Below are 16968 nucleotides of genomic sequence, written 5' to 3'. Positions count from 1 at the left end.
TATTATGATTATGAGATTAATAAGAGGAGTACTTAGAGCAACGAGGCTTTAAGTATTCTTTTTTTATTTTGAGGAGGAATTAAATATGAAAAAAATTTACAAACTTGAACAGCTAGAAGCACTAAAAGAGGGATACACAAAAGAAGTAATGGAAAGCATAGAAGAAATAATAATAACAATAAATGAAAACTATGGAGCAGGCAGAGATGTAGATAAAGACCTTGGAGGATATGTTGTAATACTAGAATCAGAAGAAGATGTTGCAGAGATAAAAGTAAATGTACTTAAGGGAACAATTGAAGAATATACAGATAAAATAGATAGCAATAATGGTGAAACCTACTATGCATCATTGTTCATACTGAGTTCAGACTATATTGTGATGGCATACTCAAACAAAGAGCTTCATGAAATTCTAATAGAAAAGGAGTTGTAATAAAAAATGGCAAAGCAGACTGAAACTAAGATAATCAAAGAAACAAGCTATTGCAAAATCTATAATAAGGTAAGCATAGAAGAAGATGATTACTATAGTTGCATAGAGAGAATTGAGGTAAAATCAAAAAAGCGTGATGAGATAAGATTTTCACTTTATAAAGACACTATAAGAGGAGATAACAGATACATTCCAAGGTCACTAGACGTAACAGAAATACAGCTATTAGAGCTTATAAGGCTTGCAATAAAAGAGAAAGTGTTCTCAGATGAATTTATTGATATGCTAAAACAAGAATTGAATAATAACAAAAAATCCTAATTGCTAAATTAATAGTGATTAGGATTTTTCTATGTAGAGTTTATTGATAGGGTAAATTCTACAAAGTATATTTTACTATAAAACAATATTCAGATGTAATAGAAAGTTCATAATAATTTCTAAAAGCCCCATAAGAAAAAAATAACGGGGCGGAATCCCCCATCTGTAAAGCTAGTGATATCAACAATTGCCCTAGAAACCCCTAATCCCCTAATAAAAACAATAGTTTCTATAAGAGCTTTTTTGTAAGTCTAAGATAAGAGTAGCATGAAAATCCAGAGGGAAACAGGGAAAATCGGGGCAAATGAGTGATTGTAAGCATTTCCGAGTGGGGAATGTAAAAATACAAAAGGGGAAATTGGGAAAATCAATAAAATGTAAAGGATAAGAAAAAATGGACAAAAAAGAGCCAGCAAAGAGAATCAATGTAGTCTCAATAAAGATGGTAAAGGAATCAAGCATACTGTATGACATAAGAAGAATAGAAGCTCCTAAAGATGCTGTAGAGTTAGGAAAAAGATTTCTAGAAGAGTCAGACAGAGAGCAACTTCTGGTATGTTGCCTAGATGTAAAAAATCAGCCTACTGCAATAAATGTAGTATCAGTAGGAAACCTAAATACCTCGGTTGTACATCCAAGGGAAGTGTTCAAGCCTGCAATTCTAAGTAATTCAGCTTCAATAATACTATTCCATAACCATCCGTCAGGCGATCCAACTCCGTCAAAGGAAGGTACAAACATTACAGAAAGATTAAAAGAATGTGGAATTATACTAGGTATTAAGCTGATTGACCACATAATTATAGGAAATAATTCATATTACAGCCTAAAGGAAAAAGGGATAATCTAAAAAATATAATAAGTTAAATAAGAAATGGAGATGTATAAAAATGATTATGAATAATAATAATTTTTCATCAGTAATACAAAAATTCATGATGAATGAAATAAATTCGGTAATAAATAGATATAGCAATATAGAACCAAAGAAATTTGAGTATGTAGAAGCTCTAATATCAAAAGTAGATGGTGAATTCAAAGAGGAACTACTACAAGATTTTGATAAGGCATTGAAATTAGCAACAGAAATTGGGGAGAATGATGTGGATAACTTCAAAATAAATGTATTTCTGTGGATAAAAAACAATTCTAACTTGGAACTAAGCATAAGTGAAGTAATAAGATGCATTGAAGAAGTAGAGGAAGAAGGATATGTTTCGGTAGATGAAGGTATAATAATCTATAAGAAAGATAGTGATTTGACATTCCTAGCAAGAGAAAAACTTGAAAACATGCTAGAAGAAGAAAGATTTGTAGATAAGCTTTTAGATAAAGATTCACTAATAGAATACTGGATGAGTGGAACAAGCAAAGATGAGGTTATAACAGAGCTTGTAAATGGTATTGAGGTAGAAGAACTTCTAGACTTTGATTCAAAATTTATAGTAGAAAATGAACATCAAGAAAAATATATGTATGCAGAAATAGACTGTTAATAAGGCTACTTTTCATAGGAGAGATAGCCTTTTCCAATATACAAAAATAAATTAAAAGAGAGTGATAAAAAGTATTTATGTTATGAATTTCCACGTATAACCTTCTTAGCTTTAAGGTAATATAAAAGTTCCTGCTTATCTTCTAAGCTCCAAGAACTAAAATCATTAAGAAGTTCTAATACAGGAATAAATTCAACATCATTATTAGCAGTATTGTATAAGCTGTTTTCAGACTCTTCAAGAAAATATGATACTGGAATATCTAAAACACCTGCAATAAGTTTCAACTTTTCTAAAGATGGATTGCTACGTCCGTTTTCAATATCAGATAAAAAAGATACAGATATTTGATTATTAGTCTTTTCACATAATTGTTTAAGAGAAAGCTTTTTGGATTTTCTACAAGTCTTTAATTTATCACCAATCAAACTCATAATGACCTCCTATAAAATTCCGTAAATAACGTATATATCTATAGTATAAACAAAACTAAAGAGATTGTAAGATCATTATAGTATTGGCCATATATACCGTAAAAATGCTTATATTTTTACTTAAATAAAGTATAACAAAAATACGGAGGTGGAAATATTGGGTAATATAGGCGAAAAAATAAAGAAAAAGAGGAGTGAAAAGAAGTTAAAACAATATGAGCTTGCTAAACTTGCAGATATGTCAAATACGTTCCTATCTGATATTGAAACAGGAAGATCGGCACCTGTAATAAAAACACTAGAAAAGATTGCGAAGGCATTGGAAATAGATATCAAAGAATTTTTCTAAAAGGACAAAAGATGTCCAAGCTATCAAACTACAATAAAGATATCAATCAACTTTCAAAATAGAAAGTGTTTGAAATACAAAAAGATATTATGGAGGGATAATAGTAATGAAAAAATTAAACTTAAAAAAGATAATAGTAGTGGGACTAATAACAACAAGTATTTTAGGAGTAACTTCAATAGGAGCTAATGCTACTTACAAACTTTCTAAAAACTGGAAACATAACAGTACAGGCTGGTGGTATACAGAAGGAAATTCCTATGCTATAGGCTGGAGAAAAATAAATAATATTTGGTATTACTTCGATAACAATGGTTATATGAAAACAGGATGGTTACAAGATGGTGGTAATTGGTATTACTTTAATGCTAATGGAGAAATGGCAAATGGGAAAGCACTTGTAGGATATGATTTATGCGATTTTGATTCAAATGGTAAATGGAAAGGTTATATATTTGGCAACTCACAACAAACAACAAATGATTTCACATTTGAAAAAGCTGTTGAAATACTTAAGACTCTTGATAATGGTCAATTCTATAGTGAGAGTTATAGAACTAATATCGAATATACAAAAGGTGGCTATAATGGGTATCCTGTTGAAGATAAAGTATATACAATTAATAATGGAGAACGAGACCTTAAATATAGAATTGTAGGTGTAATTTATAAGACTACTGGAGAATATTATGGTGTTGTGAGAGTATTTGAAATAGGTTATGCTGAAGAATATCCAAGAGATACGTATGGTGTTTCAAATACTTTATATAATTCAGATGGTGTCACTATTGATGAAAGGACTTTTGATAAGAAAGGTGACTGGTTCATACATCAAAATCAAACACAACAACAAACTCAGTTAACTGACGCAGATCAAGAGGAGATGGATAGAATGAGTAATCCAGAATATAGTAAAAATCACATGGATGAATACAATAGATTGGTAGCTAAATATGCCAATAAATAAAAATACAATGTTATGGTTGGAGAATAGGCATGATTAACATATTAAAAAGTTAAAATTTTTAAAGAGGTGTGAATTTTGTCATGAAGAAATAGCAACTAGAAGAGTAACTAATTTATCAAGAAAAAAAGTATGGATATGTGAGAAATGTTTCAAAGTAATAAAATTCGATAGTGTAAAGTAAGTTATGAAAAAATAGAAGTGAAAAAGTAATCTATACTATTAAGTAAAAATGTTTAATTTTACAATTTATTATTTGATTTTAGGTACGACAAAAGACCTCCGTTGCCGAAGGGGAAAAATGTAAAAAGTATTAACTTTGTATTTATTTTAAGAGCATTGATTTTCTTGCATACGAAGTATAGTTTGTTGACCAAGGCTAATGAGTATTTGCCATTTAGGAGGCATGTTATCAGCTTGTTTTAATTGATCAATCTCATTTAGAGGCCTCCAGTAATTATAAGGATGTGGGCGTAGAAAGTTGTAATACGCAACCCAAAGTGAGACACCGTAAAGGGCACCGTCTTCACTCCCATAGCCACAAGTAACACGGTATGATGATTTAAAAGTACGATTCAAGCGTTCTACTACTTGCTTAACCCAACGGTATTCTTTAGAAACCGCATCATCATTTGTAAGTCCTATTACTTGAGTAAGGTCAAAGATCTTATTTTCTTCTAGTTCAAATTGTTGTCTAGCTAGAGGATAAGCACTATAACCATCAGCAATAAATTTTAGCATTTTACCAGGAAAGCGTTGAAACTTATCAAAAGCCATTCGCATAGCGAGTATGCATGGACCAACAGCTCTTGTGTCAGATACCTGATAGCCAAGAATAGACTTTTTACAAGCATCCATAACAATCCAAACATAATGCCTGATACCTTTTACTCTTATATAAGTTTCATCAGCAGAAAGGATATTAGAAGGCTTGTAATCAAAAGTATCTACAAATGGTTTAATTACAGTAGCTGCAGTTAATGCATAGTTAGCAACCATAGTATGTGATATTTTTATACCATGTATCTCCGCTAAAGCGCGAGCGGTTTCTCTAGTTGAAAGCTTAAAATTAACATGATAAGAGAGACTTAATCCCATAATATGAGGATTAAACTTTTGGAAATTAAAGTTGATAGCACGCTTAGAAAGTGCATGTAAATCCATCTTAAAGAAATCAACAGTAAATTCTCTGTAAATATAGTGGAGTTTATATTTATATTTCTCAGAAGGTTTTACATCACTAGGAAGTCTTTTAAGCCCATCTAAGTAGTATGAACACTTAGGGTTTGTACATTTGTGAATACGAAAATGCTTACGGTCTTTCTTCTGAGTAAGAGTATGACCACAATAAGGGCATACCAGTACTATAGGCTTAGTAATATAATTACTTCCGTTGAAATTTTGCCCACAAACTTTACATTGGAACTGACCTCGATTGCCGTTATTATCGTAGATATAATGGTGAGGTGCACTACACTTTGGGCAGATAGTTTCATTAGGAATAGACTTACCGTTCCGTCGTTGGACGGGTTTTACTACCTTGTTATATTTGTGCTTGTAATAAGCTAAAAGAAATTGATAGTCAACTTTTTCAAAACGAATAATTTTAGGAAGTTTGTCTACTTTAAATTTTGGCTATGTTTTAAATTAGTGTTGAAAATGGATATATATTAGAAAAATAGGTTATAATATAGAGAGAATAGTGTTTAGGAGGTAGAATTATGCCAAATGTGAAGTCTATATTAAATGATATTGAAAAGTTACCGTTACATCAGAAAGAACAAATACTATCAACTTTAGAAGAAATTCTTGTCTTAGGTTCGCAAGTAAGCGAAGTAGAACAAGAAGTTAAAGAATTTAGATTTTCTAAGGGGAAAGTATGCCCAATTTGTGGCTCTGAAACTATATCAAGAAATGGTAAGTATAATGGTAAACAAAGATATATCTGTAAATCTTGTAATAAAACTTTTACTGACTTCACTAATTCTGCAACTTATAAAAGTAAAAAAACATTGGATAAATGGCTTAAATACGCTAAGTGCATGATTAATGGCTACTCTATTAGGAAAAGTGATAAAATTGTAGAAATTAACATAGCAACAAGTTTCTTTTGGAGACATAAAATACTTGATTGTATAAGTACATTTTTAGGTAAGGGATACGTTGATGGTGTTATTGAAGCAGATGAAGTATTCTTTGCTGAAAGTTTTAAAGGGACAAAACCTTCTAACATGCCAAGACACTCTCGTAAAAGAGGTAAACAAGTTAAGAAAAGGGGTATCTCAAAGGAACAAGTCTGCATTGCAACTGCTATTGATAGACAAGGTAATTTAATTATGGAATTAGCATGTAAAGGTAGAATTACATCTAAGGAATTAGAAAAATTATATGATGGACATATAAGCAATGAATCTATACTTTGTACTGATAGTCATAAAAGTTATATACAATTTGCAAATGATTTATCGTTAGAACACAAACGTATAAAAAGAGGCAAACATAAAGAAGGATTGTATCATATTCAACATATTAATGCTCTACATAGCAATTTAAAGAAATGGATGAATAGGTTTAATGGCGTTGCAACAAAATATATCAACAATTATATTAAGTGGTTCAAATGGCTTCAAATATTTGATACAGATAAAGAAATAATAAAGACTAAAAACTTTATAGTTCAAAGTAATGTAGCACATTCATATGTCAAAATAAAAGACTTAAAAAACAGAGAGCCAATGTATGTATGACATGTGTGATATTTTGTAAATTATGTTATAATAAGTGTTATTAAAAACTATAGTTTAATAAACAATAGTAGATTATTGCAAAGGGTGGTGAAAACGATGGATATATTAGAAGATAGACTATAAATTTAAATATAGGAGGAATTTTTGATTGAAAAATAAGTTGTTTATAATAGAAGGATTACCTTGCACTGGTAAAAGTACAACAGGTAGATTTGTATCAGATTTTCTTTTAAAACAAGGACATGCTGTTTCACATTATGATGAGGGTACTTTAGAACATCCTGCTGACTATGAATTTCATTCATTTATGACAAGTAATGATTTGCAAATATTGAGTGATAACGAATTACAGCAAGTCAAGAACATTGGAGTTAAGGAAAATTTAGGTTTAGTTATACCACTTTCCAAGATAAATGGAGATTTATTTGATAAAATAATTCCTTTTAAAATATATGATTGTCTGCCATGGGAAAGAGAAAAAACAGCAATGCTAAATCATTGGGCAGAATTTGCGAAACAGGCATATACAGAAGATAGAATTTATGTTTTTAATTGTTGCTTTTTACAGAATCCATTATGTGAAATGATGATGAGATTTAATTACCCTTATGAGGATGTTCAAGAATATATAGTAAATATTTTTGAATATATCAAGACTTTAAATCCTGTTGTGATTTATTTACAAAATTCTAAAGTCAAAGAAAGAGTTTCTGAAATTGCTATAGAACGTGATGATGAATGGCTGAAAAGTGTTATTGATTATCATACTTTACAAGGTTATGGTAAAGCAAATTGTTTTGAGGGATTTGATGGATATATTTCATGTCTTGAAGAAAGACAAAAAATAGAATTAAAAATTTTAGAGCAACTCCCTATTGATAAAATTATTATTGATACACCTTTTGAAAATTGGAAAAGAACACATAATACAATTACAGATTTAATTAAATGGTTGGAGGTTTTATGATAGAAATTAAAATAAGTGAAGAAATACCATATTGTTTAAAAATGAGAATATGGTATTAATTCTTCACAACATTCTTTTATTGAGGATTATAGGTGGACAATCCCATCTATAATTTTTAAGGCTATATTTCAACATTATATTAAAACATAGCCTAAATTTTTGATATTCTGGGCTGTTAGAATCATCAAAAGCCCATTGATTTAAAGGAATATTCTTTGAAATAAACAAAACAAGTTTATAAATAGTTTTAACTAAATATTGATTATATAAAAGTAAATAAGTTATAATTAAATCCATAACAATGACCTTTCTTTTGATGTTGTTTTGGTGTTGCGGAACTCAATTATAACATGAAATTAGGGGGGCATTGTTTTTTTGTACAAAAAACGCTCGAACCCTTGATATATAAAGAAAAAATTAAGAAGAGTAGTGTAAATACTTTACACTAACATTAGTAAAATGGAGGAATAATAATGGATAAAGATTTAGTAAATGGAATAGCATTTGAAATTGACTAGAAAAAGAGAATTGGAACAATGAGAATAGATTGGAATGGAGCAATGAAAGCATATGCAACCAATGGAATCCAACAAAGCTTCTATTGGAGCTTAAAACAGCCTCGAAAATTGACATAGGAAAACTACAGCAGGAGCTGAACTTCGTTGAATTTGACCTTCTTTCGAGCTTTCAGAGGGTAGAAAAGAGGCTATGACAAAGAACAACTTTTTAGTATTTCATCAGATTATTATAATTACGGAATTAAACTAATACCAGTTAAGGATGCTTATAGCTATATATATGTATATATGTATATCTAAAATGATAAGCCTTTCACATAATATTGATTATAGCCTATTTATTATCTCTAATAGTCTTTTTAGCTTTCAAATAATAAAGCAATTCTTTCTTATCTTCTATGTTCCAATCTTTAAAATCTTTTAGTAATTCAATGATAGGAATAAAGTCTGTATCTTCAATAGCACTACTAAATACATTGCTTTCAGAATCATCAATGAAATATGAAACTGGTGTATTCAAAGTATTAGCAATAATTTTTAGATTGTCTATTGAAGGGTTACTTCTGCCATTTTCAATATCACTTAAAAAGGATACAGATACTTGTTCGTCAGTATCTTTTGATAGTTGCTTTAATGATAGTCCTTTAGCTTTTCTAATAGCTTTTAGCTTATCTCCTAAGTTCATAATAGCCTCCTTAAAATTCCGTAAATAATGTATTAGTATAAACAAAACTGGATAAATTGTAAAACCCTTTGTAATTTTGGTAAAATATTATACTAGTAGCGTGAAAATAATTGTATTATTACGTCAATATCGTATAATAAATTGTGTGTGGGTGTTAATTTTGGATAATATAGGTAAAAAATAAAATATGAAAGGCTTAAGAAGAGCTTAAAGCAATACGACCTAGCAGAAAAAGCAGGTATTTCAAATACCTACCTTTCAGATATAGAAGTAGCAAGGACAAAACCATCACTAAAAGTATTGGAAAAGATAGCGAAAGCATTAGAGGTTGATATAAAGATATTTTTCTAAAAGGACAATAAGTGTCCATGCTATTAAAGCATAATAGAGTTATCAAATCAATATAAATTAGCAGAACATGGTTTTTGGATATACGATTTTAAATACATTTAGAACCAAGTCTAGCGAGAAACTTTGTGAATATCTTAAAGTACGCCCTAAAAAACAGTTTACAATGCTTGACTGTCATGATGGAATACCAGTTAAGCCAGATATGGATACTCTTATAGATACTAAAGAAGCAAGAAAATTAATTGATGTATGCTTAGAAAGAGGTTCAAATCTTAGCCTTATTTTATCAGAAGAACATAAGTCAGAGGATGGATTTGATGTACATCAAATAAGATGTTCTTACTATTCAGTACTTAATTGTGATGATGATGCATACTTGGCAGCTAGAGCAATTCAATTTTTTACACCTGGAATACCACAAGTATATTATGTAGGTGCATTAGCAGGGGAAAATGATGTTGAAAATGTAATAAGAACTGGTGAGGGTAGAGAAATTAATCGTCATAACTTTAGTATTGAGGAAATAGAACAATCTTTAGAGAAAAAAGTAGTTCAAAGATTTTTAAAACTTATTAGATTTAGAAATGAATATGACGCTTTTAATGGAAAATTTAAAGTTTTAGATTGTGCTAAAGATGAAATTAAGCTTACTTGGGAAAAGGATTCTAAATTTTGTGAATTATTTATAGATCTTAAAACTAATGAGAGTGTGATAAGTTATATTGATGAATTAGGTAACTTGGTTAAATATAAGATATAAGATATGTGCTTATATATATTTGATAATGAAATTAGAAAATTTATATAATAATATGAAAAGCAAATAATTAATTGAAATTAAATACATTGATAAATAGTAATAACAGAGAATATAAATATATATTATAATCTTGAAATAATTAATAAGGAATACTTGAAGTAATATAAAGCTTTGAGTATTCCTTTTCTATTTTGAGAAGGAATTCAATATGAAAAAATTGTACAAACTTGAACAGCGAAAAGCACTAAAAACAAAATACTCAAATGAAATGCTAAAATAAGTAGAAGAAATAATAAGGTTGCGAGATGAAAACTATAGAGCTAATAGGGATGTAGAAAAAGAGCTTGGAGGATTCATTCTAATGGCTGAATCAAAAAAGGAGATTTTTGAATTGCAAGAAAATACTATAGAAGTACTACTTCCAGAGTATACAGATATTATAAAGAGTGATGATGGTATTGACTACTATTCATCACTTTTTATATTATCTGATGACTATTCCATTGTAGTGTTTTCAATTAAGGAGTTTCATGAAATTATAGTAGGAAAGGAAAAACGTAAAATAACTTCTGTAAATTGAATATTTGATACTTTATATAACTGGAAATTTCATTTCCAGTTATATTTTAGTGATTCCTTTAACATACTAAAATTGAATAGTATTACATTTTTAGTATGTGCAAAAAAAGACACTATATACGCAATTTAATAAAATGGACAAACTATACTGCTAGCGCAATTTCTTCTGTATCTGCCTTATAAACAAGTTTTAAATCTTTCATAAATTCTTTTCTGTTTTTATAAGAGATATATTTTATTGAATTTCTTATTTGATGTATTATACAATTTGGAATATACCTTTGGAAAAACGGATCTAATCGCGTCTGGTAAACCTCTTAAGTCATCTATACATGCAATTAAAAGTTTGTACCTAGTAAGTATTTGATTATTTTATCATCAAAGCGGAGTTCAATGGTATCTATTTTTTCTCTGTCTTTTATTGTTATTTGCTTGATTATTAGTTGAAGAAAAGATTTTTGTTATTCTGGGCTTATGCTGGTTGATAGATTATGAAAATCTGAAAGTACTGATTGCACAGCTGAAAGAGGATTTTCTTAGAGAATTATTTTTTATTCATTAGAATTAATCCAACTATACTTAAACATATTCCTAAAGCATTCATAGAGGATATTTTAGTTTTATAAATAAAAATACCAACTATAATTAACACTATTGTTGAAATTATACTTACAAAAAGAGGAGCAATGGCTATACTCCATCCACTTCTATAGACATATAAAAATCCTATTTCTAAACCTAATGCAGATAGCCCTAATACATAACTTGCCCAATTTAATTGTTTTAGAGAACTTATAATATTGCGATCTATCGGTAAAATAATTAATGCCAACACAGAAAATATTATAGCAGTAAAATATGTTATTATCATTGATATAAACGGATTTATTGATTGATTAATAGATTTTTGACTGATGTTATATACTACAGTTGCCAAAATTGTGATTATTATAGATATATAGTACATATAATAATATATCCTTTCTTTCTTATATATTTTGAAATAATAACCATTAAAATAAAAGCTTCTAATTCCTTTATTCTAATGATTATATATATTGTAATTACTTCACAATAGTGTTTTTTATTTGTAAGATTACTAATTTTTCATCTCCATTGTTTGTAAATCCATGGCTTTCTTCATGTGGAGATATGATTACATCATTTTCTTTGATTGAAATATTCATGCTATTTATAGTTATTATTCCCTTGCCACTAACTACATAGAATATTTCATCTAAATTTGAATGTTTATGAGGAGTCATTGTTTCACCAGGTTCATAGAATAAAATTCCTGAGTCCATTGTACCCTCTGTAAATAGTGCTTTCCTTTGTTTTTTTATTGTAACATCGTTAATATTTAAAATTTCCATAGTTATATATCTCCTTAATTTATAGTATTTATCCAAGTTAATTACTAAAGTTTTATTTACGGTAAAAACGCATTTAATTTTTTCATAACAATTTTCCTCCTATGTTTTCCTAACTTACAGTATTATAATATAATCGTTATTAATTTTTTACAAGAAGGCACTATTTTGTATTATACTAACTAAATAGTAAGTATCAATTTATATATGATAGGAGTGAATGCTAATGACATGTGGTAAGTTATGTCCAATTGAAGAGACTGTTAAACTTATTGGTCACAAGTGGAAGGTTCTTATTTTAAGAAATTTGCATGATGATGGAACACAAAGATTTAACCAACTTGAGAATGGAATTAATGGAATAAGTCAAAAAATGTTAACTCAGCAGCTTCGACAAATGGAAGCTGATGGATTAATTATTAGAAAGGTATACCCTGAAGTACCACCTAGAGTTGAATACTCACTTTCAGAACTAGGGAAGAGCTTAAAGCCAGTTTTAGATTCTATGAATATTTGGGGGGAAAATTATATAAAAGTAAATAAACACTTTCATAAAGATTAAATTGGAGTATATACATTTTTGTAATATGAGATAGGAGGCAATTCAAAAAACAAATAAAACACTATAAGTAAAAAGTTCGCTTTAAACCTAATATGGTGAACCATATAATAAGTTAATGGGAATTTTACTAAAACTGGATACAAAATCAGAATTGAGTGAATATATTAGTGGTGGAAGTAACTGACTTAGACAGTATATTGATTACTTTTGATTGTTCTGTTATTATTATGATGAAAATTAAATTAGAAATAAGAAGGTTGATTTTAATGAATGCTATTAAAGAACTGTTTTTAATGCAGCAAGCCTATGCAACATTATTTTCACTTACTAATAAAGTACAAATTGTAGGTGATAAATATCTTGAAGGACTAACATCAAGGCAGTACATGACAATGGTTGCACTAGCACATCTAGAAGAGGATGAGAGAACTATAAATAATATTGCTAGAAAGTTAGGAACCACAAAGCAAAGTGTAAAACAGCTCATAAATATAATGGAAGAAAAGGGATATATAAAAACTGTACCTAGTATTAAGGATAGAAGAGCTGTTAATGTTAGGATTACAGAAGAAGGAATTGATGTACTGATAAAGTGTGATGAACTTGGAATTTATTTATTGGCAGATATCTTTAAAAATTTATCATCAAGTGAAATAGAAACATTATGGATTCTACTAAAGAAGATTTATTGTTTTGATGGTGAAGAGCAGGATGGATTTGAAGCAGATGGAGTTTTAAGCTTAGACAAGGATTTAAGTAAATTGAGAGAAAGAGTATTTAAAGAATTTGAAAGAAGAAGAAATTTAAAGGAAGAGTCATAACGATGATTAGGGCTCTTTTTATATACATTCTAATAAATAAACTACATACACTTGGCTAACATTCATCTAAGGTACATGAGAGTTTAATGTATTAAATTAATTAGAACTTATATACTTTTTAAAATAATTTAGACATTATATTGACTATATATAGATAATTTAGTATTATGAATTTAGACATTATAATGTCTAAAATGCAAATTTAAAGAATTTAATAAACTGAAGTATAAAATTGCAAACTATTATAAATTGATAGTATGCAATTAAGTAAATATATTAGTAGACATTATAATGTCTATTTGAAAAATATTAATTAATAATATTATCAAAAAGATTAAAGAACTAAAAGCTATAGGAAGGGAGATTAATAATTGTGTTTGAAATCAGTGATAAAACATTACAATTAATTAAAAAGACTTGTAGAGGAAAAAATCATTTAAGGTTAACTGTTGGTTATTTAATAGATAATGACTCTGAAATAAAAATTTATAATGAAAATGGAGAAATTGATTCAGATAAACAATATTATTACGAGATTGGTTCAATTACAAAGACATTTACAGCATCTCTAATGTCAAAATATGTATTGGAGAATAAGATGTCATTAGACGATTCAATAGAAAAATATATTGAAAAACTTAGAGTAAATCATTATTATCCAACGTTACTCCGTCTTATTACTCACTCATCAGGATACTCAGAGATACTACCGTTAAATAAAATGGAATATTTCAAGATGTTTTTAGGTTTGATAAGTGGCGGTGGTGATATGAAAAAGAATAATCCATTAAATATGGATTTTAATAGAATGAAGATGATTATTGAAAAAGTTAAATTGAAAGATACAGATTATTCTTGGAAATATTCCAATTTTGGTATATCACTTATTGGATATGCATTAGGGATTGTGTCAGGTAAAGGATACTGGGAAGCAATGAATAATTTTATGAAAAATGAATTAGGATTAAAATATACACATTTAGGTACATTAAATAATAATTTACATGGATATGATAATAAAAATAATGATTGTGGAAATTGGCAATGGAATAAAAGTAATATTATATCATCTGCTGGTGCAATAAGTTCAACAGCTGAGGATATGCTTAAATATGCAAAAATGAATATTTACGAAGATAAACCCTATTTACTTCAATGTCAAAAAAAGCAAGGCAATGGAAAAGGTAAGTATGATATGGGTCTTGGATGGTGGATTTTAAAGAAAAATAATAATGTTATTTTGCATGGAGGGGGAACAGGATGCTTTAGTTCATTTTTGGGATTTGATAAAGATAAAAAAGTTGCAGCTGTAGTTTTAGCTAATTATAGGTTAGGTATGACTGATGACCAAAATATAGGATTTTCTTTATTAGAAAGCCTGCAGGAATGAAAAGATGTATAAGAATTTTAAAAAATTCTAATAGAAAAAAAGTTGTAATAAAAATGGAAAATCCTAATTTAAAGGTAAGATACAATGCACCAACTTTAATTGTGTATCTAAAAAAATAATAACTTAATAATGCATCTAAATAATAAAGGAGAACCAAACCCAGTATGGAAGAGTTTCTCCTTTTTTGTTGTTTCAAAAAAGAATAATGATGATAAATCCTGTCAATATAAAAATTTGTATATGTATATAATGAATTAAAAAATATATATTTATTGACAAGTGAATAATGTTAAAATTAACAGTGAAATAATATAAGTAAGCCATAAAAGTTTATATGTGAGGAGAAAAAAAGTGATAAAGAGTTCTACAAAAAATAGAAAATCAAATGAAGAAATAATTAAGATGGTACAAAAAGGGCTAGGAAATATTCTAGTGATAAAAATAGAAGAGTTGACAGAAGGTTTTTTTAATATTGCTTATCTTGTAGAATTGGAAAATGGGGTTAATGTTATTTTAAAAATAGCACCACCATCAAACTCATTAATTATGACACATGAGAATAATATAATGTATAGTGAAGTAACCTCAATGAAGATAGTTAAGGAAATAACAAATTGTCCTGTGGCAAAGATAATATATTATGATAATAGTCATACTGTTTGTGATTCTGATTATTTTATAATGGAGAAACTTGAAGGAAAAAGCTTTAATTCAATAATAGACACTCTATCTGAATCTAAAAAAGATAAAATATATTATGAAATTGGTATGTATAATAAACAATTAAATTCTATATATGGTAAAAAGTTTGGATATTTTGGGCAACCTACTAAACAAGGGGGAAGTTGGTTTGAAGTTTTTAAGAGTATAGTTCAGGATGCTATTGATGATAGTAAACAACTTAATATTGACTTGAAGATTTCAGGAGAATATATTATCAAACTTTTGAATAGAGATAAAGGGTATTTTGAAGATGTAAAGATTTCTAAGCTTGTTCATTGGGATTTATGGAATGGAAATGTTTTTGTTTTGAATGATAAGATTACAGGAATTATAGATTTTGAAAGATGCCTATGGGCAGATGAACTTATGGAAGTCGGTTTCCGAACTTACTCATATAATAGATATTTTTTTCAAGGATATGGTATTGAGGGCTTAGATGATAGGCAGAAAATAAGAGCAAAGTGGTATGATGTTTATTTGTTCTTAATTTGTTGTTTAGAAGGTAAATATAGAAATTATGAAACAATGGACACATATAATTTTGGAACAGATATGTTAAAAAAATGGATTACTGAATTTGAGGAAAGAATACAAACATAATTAAAAAAATATATATAAGTGCTATCATAAGTAAATGTTAACTTTACTAAAAATACATAATATATTATAAAAATAAGATTAAATGTATTAAAATATTTGATGAGAGTAAGGAAATGCTATTAGGAAATGCTGGTGCCAGAGAATATGGAGAAGAAGAATGAACTTATGAAAAAATATACAAAAGATTTATGCGTGATAATATCCTAGAGATAATTAAAAAACAAGGGAATGTACCAGTATAGGCACTCTATAAAGTCGACTAAATCTATTGATAGAATATTAGTTTTAATTTATTTGAATAGGTTTATTTTCTGCACTTAGTATTTTGTTCTTACTATAAGTATGTGTCGCTACTTATATTTTTGAGTTAGTGAAACTTTCATTACAATAAGAATAAAATATTAAACTTTTATTAATCAAGTTACACTAAATAGGACACTTTATATGATATATATTTAAATATAAATAAATTATAGGAAAATTTCAGAAAAAATAGAGAAAGTGTATAAGAAATAAATAATTAAAAGCTTTATAATAGTAATTGGGAACAAAAGATAGTTTCCTCTCATAAATACAATTTTTTAAATATCTAGTTTAATTCATGAGCTAGGTATTTTTTTGTTGTGGAAATTACTATTTAGCCTAACAAAGGAAATTATCGAAATTATCCCAAAAGTAAATGCTTACGGAAGTAAGTAAATTTAATATTAATTATTTAGGAGGAAAATTAAATGGGAACGATTGATTAAACAAGGAAAGAGTTTTGTAAACTATTTAAATGTAGGAAAGGGGGCAGAAGAATATGTATTAATGGATGGCTAGATTCACAGACTTAAATGAGACTTCAGCAGTTCAAGCAACAAGCAAGAAAATGAAAAAAACTTTATAAAATTCC

At 28.2% G+C, this 16968-nt stretch carries 19 protein-coding genes and 3 pseudogenes; 15 read left to right on the top strand and 7 right to left on the bottom strand.

Going from position 1 to position 16968, the window contains the following annotated elements; translation table 11 throughout:
• Window positions 1-85: 85 nt before the first annotated feature.
• The 4 genes from CLPUN_RS26735 (at window position 86) to CLPUN_RS26720 (ending at window position 2253) form a co-directional block, all read left to right on the top strand.
• Window positions 86-436 (top strand): hypothetical protein, encoded by a 351-nt coding sequence (locus tag CLPUN_RS26735; protein WP_077850223.1) that lies wholly within the window; start codon window positions 86-88, stop codon window positions 434-436.
• 6 nt (window positions 437-442) lie between these two features.
• Window positions 443-757, top strand: coding sequence for a hypothetical protein (locus CLPUN_RS26730; protein WP_077850222.1), 315 nt, complete (start codon window positions 443-445; stop codon window positions 755-757).
• 394 nt (window positions 758-1151) lie between these two features.
• Window positions 1152-1607, top strand: coding sequence for a JAB domain-containing protein (locus tag CLPUN_RS26725; RefSeq protein WP_077850221.1), 456 nt, complete (start codon window positions 1152-1154; stop codon window positions 1605-1607).
• Window positions 1608-1647: 40 nt separating this feature from the next.
• Entirely contained in the window at window positions 1648-2253 is a 606-nt protein-coding gene (locus CLPUN_RS26720; protein WP_077850220.1) for a hypothetical protein, read from the top strand.
• Between the two features lie 80 nt (window positions 2254-2333).
• On the opposite strand, the gene CLPUN_RS26715 is transcribed toward CLPUN_RS26720, so the two are convergent.
• A complete protein-coding gene (locus CLPUN_RS26715; RefSeq protein WP_077850219.1) occupies window positions 2334-2687 on the bottom strand; it encodes a helix-turn-helix domain-containing protein in 354 nt (117 codons plus the stop codon).
• A gap of 157 nt (window positions 2688-2844) precedes the next feature.
• Here CLPUN_RS26715 and CLPUN_RS26710 point away from each other — a divergent pair, with 157 nt between their 5' ends.
• The gene (locus CLPUN_RS26710; RefSeq protein ID WP_077850218.1) at window positions 2845-3036 is read left to right on the top strand and encodes a helix-turn-helix domain-containing protein; all 192 of its coding nucleotides are present in this window, start codon (window positions 2845-2847) and stop codon (window positions 3034-3036) included.
• A gap of 106 nt (window positions 3037-3142) precedes the next feature.
• The gene (locus CLPUN_RS29300; RefSeq protein WP_077850217.1) at window positions 3143-4003 is read left to right on the top strand and encodes a cell wall-binding protein; all 861 of its coding nucleotides are present in this window, start codon (window positions 3143-3145) and stop codon (window positions 4001-4003) included.
• Between the two features lie 327 nt (window positions 4004-4330).
• On the opposite strand, the pseudogene CLPUN_RS29785 reads toward CLPUN_RS29300, so the two are convergent.
• A pseudogene (locus CLPUN_RS29785) lies at window positions 4331-5632 on the bottom strand (DDE-type integrase/transposase/recombinase); the annotation flags it as partial.
• A gap of 89 nt (window positions 5633-5721) precedes the next feature.
• On the opposite strand from CLPUN_RS29785, the gene CLPUN_RS26695 reads away from it, so the two are divergent.
• The gene (locus CLPUN_RS26695) at window positions 5722-6747 is read left to right on the top strand and encodes an IS1595 family transposase (RefSeq protein WP_077850216.1); all 1026 of its coding nucleotides are present in this window, start codon (window positions 5722-5724) and stop codon (window positions 6745-6747) included.
• 148 nt (window positions 6748-6895) lie between these two features.
• On the top strand, window positions 6896-7714 hold the full coding sequence (locus tag CLPUN_RS26690; RefSeq protein ID WP_077850215.1) for a P-loop NTPase family protein: 819 nt from the start codon (window positions 6896-6898) through the stop codon (window positions 7712-7714).
• A gap of 147 nt (window positions 7715-7861) precedes the next feature.
• On the opposite strand, the pseudogene CLPUN_RS29780 reads toward CLPUN_RS26690, so the two are convergent.
• Both CLPUN_RS29780 and CLPUN_RS26680 read right to left on the bottom strand, forming a co-directional pair.
• Window positions 7862-8011 (bottom strand): annotated as a pseudogene (locus CLPUN_RS29780) (transposase); the annotation flags it as partial.
• Window positions 8012-8566: 555 nt separating this feature from the next.
• Window positions 8567-8917, bottom strand: a complete 351-nt coding sequence (locus CLPUN_RS26680) for a helix-turn-helix domain-containing protein (RefSeq protein ID WP_077850213.1) — start codon at window positions 8915-8917, stop codon at window positions 8567-8569.
• Window positions 8918-9097: 180 nt separating this feature from the next.
• On the opposite strand from CLPUN_RS26680, the gene CLPUN_RS29490 reads away from it, so the two are divergent.
• The 3 genes from CLPUN_RS29490 (at window position 9098) to CLPUN_RS29055 (ending at window position 10608) form a co-directional block, all read left to right on the top strand.
• Window positions 9098-9268: a helix-turn-helix domain-containing protein gene (locus CLPUN_RS29490; RefSeq protein WP_341426936.1), complete on the top strand. Its 171-nt coding sequence runs from the start codon at window positions 9098-9100 to the stop codon at window positions 9266-9268.
• Between the two features lie 67 nt (window positions 9269-9335).
• The gene (locus tag CLPUN_RS26670; RefSeq protein WP_242954263.1) at window positions 9336-10028 is read left to right on the top strand and encodes an alpha-amylase family protein; all 693 of its coding nucleotides are present in this window, start codon (window positions 9336-9338) and stop codon (window positions 10026-10028) included.
• Between the two features lie 361 nt (window positions 10029-10389).
• The gene (locus tag CLPUN_RS29055) at window positions 10390-10608 is read left to right on the top strand and encodes a hypothetical protein (RefSeq protein ID WP_242954262.1); all 219 of its coding nucleotides are present in this window, start codon (window positions 10390-10392) and stop codon (window positions 10606-10608) included.
• 148 nt (window positions 10609-10756) lie between these two features.
• Here the strand turns inward: CLPUN_RS29055 and CLPUN_RS27335 are convergent.
• The 3 genes and pseudogenes from CLPUN_RS27335 to CLPUN_RS26650 all read right to left on the bottom strand — a co-directional run.
• Window positions 10757-10952, bottom strand: a pseudogene (locus CLPUN_RS27335) (transposase); the annotation flags it as partial.
• 199 nt (window positions 10953-11151) lie between these two features.
• On the bottom strand, window positions 11152-11574 hold the full coding sequence (locus tag CLPUN_RS26655) for a hypothetical protein (protein WP_077850212.1): 423 nt from the start codon (window positions 11572-11574) through the stop codon (window positions 11152-11154).
• Window positions 11575-11671: 97 nt separating this feature from the next.
• The gene (locus CLPUN_RS26650) at window positions 11672-11980 is read right to left on the bottom strand and encodes a cupin domain-containing protein (RefSeq protein ID WP_077850211.1); all 309 of its coding nucleotides are present in this window, start codon (window positions 11978-11980) and stop codon (window positions 11672-11674) included.
• Between the two features lie 223 nt (window positions 11981-12203).
• Here CLPUN_RS26650 and CLPUN_RS26645 point away from each other — a divergent pair, with 223 nt between their 5' ends.
• The 4 genes from CLPUN_RS26645 (at window position 12204) to CLPUN_RS26630 (ending at window position 16073) form a co-directional block, all read left to right on the top strand.
• Window positions 12204-12539 (top strand): winged helix-turn-helix transcriptional regulator, encoded by a 336-nt coding sequence (locus CLPUN_RS26645; RefSeq protein ID WP_077850210.1) that lies wholly within the window; start codon window positions 12204-12206, stop codon window positions 12537-12539.
• Between the two features lie 155 nt (window positions 12540-12694).
• The gene (locus CLPUN_RS26640) at window positions 12695-13360 is read left to right on the top strand and encodes a MarR family winged helix-turn-helix transcriptional regulator (protein WP_341426912.1); all 666 of its coding nucleotides are present in this window, start codon (window positions 12695-12697) and stop codon (window positions 13358-13360) included.
• A gap of 373 nt (window positions 13361-13733) precedes the next feature.
• Window positions 13734-14750 carry a serine hydrolase domain-containing protein gene (locus CLPUN_RS26635; protein WP_077850208.1) on the top strand — a complete coding sequence of 339 codons (1017 nt, stop codon included), beginning with the start codon at window positions 13734-13736 and terminating at the stop codon, window positions 14748-14750.
• Between the two features lie 351 nt (window positions 14751-15101).
• The gene (locus tag CLPUN_RS26630; protein ID WP_242954261.1) at window positions 15102-16073 is read left to right on the top strand and encodes a phosphotransferase family protein; all 972 of its coding nucleotides are present in this window, start codon (window positions 15102-15104) and stop codon (window positions 16071-16073) included.
• Window positions 16074-16968: the final 895 nt, after the last annotated feature.

It is taken from the genome of Clostridium puniceum (genome assembly GCF_002006345.1).
Classification (GTDB): Bacteria; Bacillota; Clostridia; order Clostridiales; family Clostridiaceae; genus Clostridium; species Clostridium puniceum.
Note: the sequence above shows the minus strand (reverse complement) of the source record. Positions and strands in the feature narration are given on the sequence as shown.

Coding starts and splice junctions, on each gene's coding strand:
- CLPUN_RS26725 (WP_077850221.1), top strand. CDS start 1,152: ATGGACAAAAAAGAGCCAGCAAAGAGAATCAATGTAGTCTCAATAAAG.
- CLPUN_RS26670 (WP_242954263.1), top strand. CDS start 9,336: ATGGTTTTTGGATATACGATTTTAAATACATTTAGAACCAAGTCTAGC.
- CLPUN_RS26655 (WP_077850212.1), bottom strand. CDS start 11,574: ATGTACTATATATCTATAATAATCACAATTTTGGCAACTGTAGTATAT.
- CLPUN_RS26650 (WP_077850211.1), bottom strand. CDS start 11,980: ATGGAAATTTTAAATATTAACGATGTTACAATAAAAAAACAAAGGAAA.
- CLPUN_RS29055 (WP_242954262.1), top strand. CDS start 10,390: ATGGCTGAATCAAAAAAGGAGATTTTTGAATTGCAAGAAAATACTATA.
- CLPUN_RS26645 (WP_077850210.1), top strand. CDS start 12,204: ATGACATGTGGTAAGTTATGTCCAATTGAAGAGACTGTTAAACTTATT.
- CLPUN_RS26695 (WP_077850216.1), top strand. CDS start 5,722: ATGCCAAATGTGAAGTCTATATTAAATGATATTGAAAAGTTACCGTTA.
- CLPUN_RS26715 (WP_077850219.1), bottom strand. CDS start 2,687: ATGAGTTTGATTGGTGATAAATTAAAGACTTGTAGAAAATCCAAAAAG.
- CLPUN_RS26730 (WP_077850222.1), top strand. CDS start 443: ATGGCAAAGCAGACTGAAACTAAGATAATCAAAGAAACAAGCTATTGC.
- CLPUN_RS26720 (WP_077850220.1), top strand. CDS start 1,648: ATGATTATGAATAATAATAATTTTTCATCAGTAATACAAAAATTCATG.
- CLPUN_RS26680 (WP_077850213.1), bottom strand. CDS start 8,917: ATGAACTTAGGAGATAAGCTAAAAGCTATTAGAAAAGCTAAAGGACTA.
- CLPUN_RS29300 (WP_077850217.1), top strand. CDS start 3,143: ATGAAAAAATTAAACTTAAAAAAGATAATAGTAGTGGGACTAATAACA.
- CLPUN_RS26735 (WP_077850223.1), top strand. CDS start 86: ATGAAAAAAATTTACAAACTTGAACAGCTAGAAGCACTAAAAGAGGGA.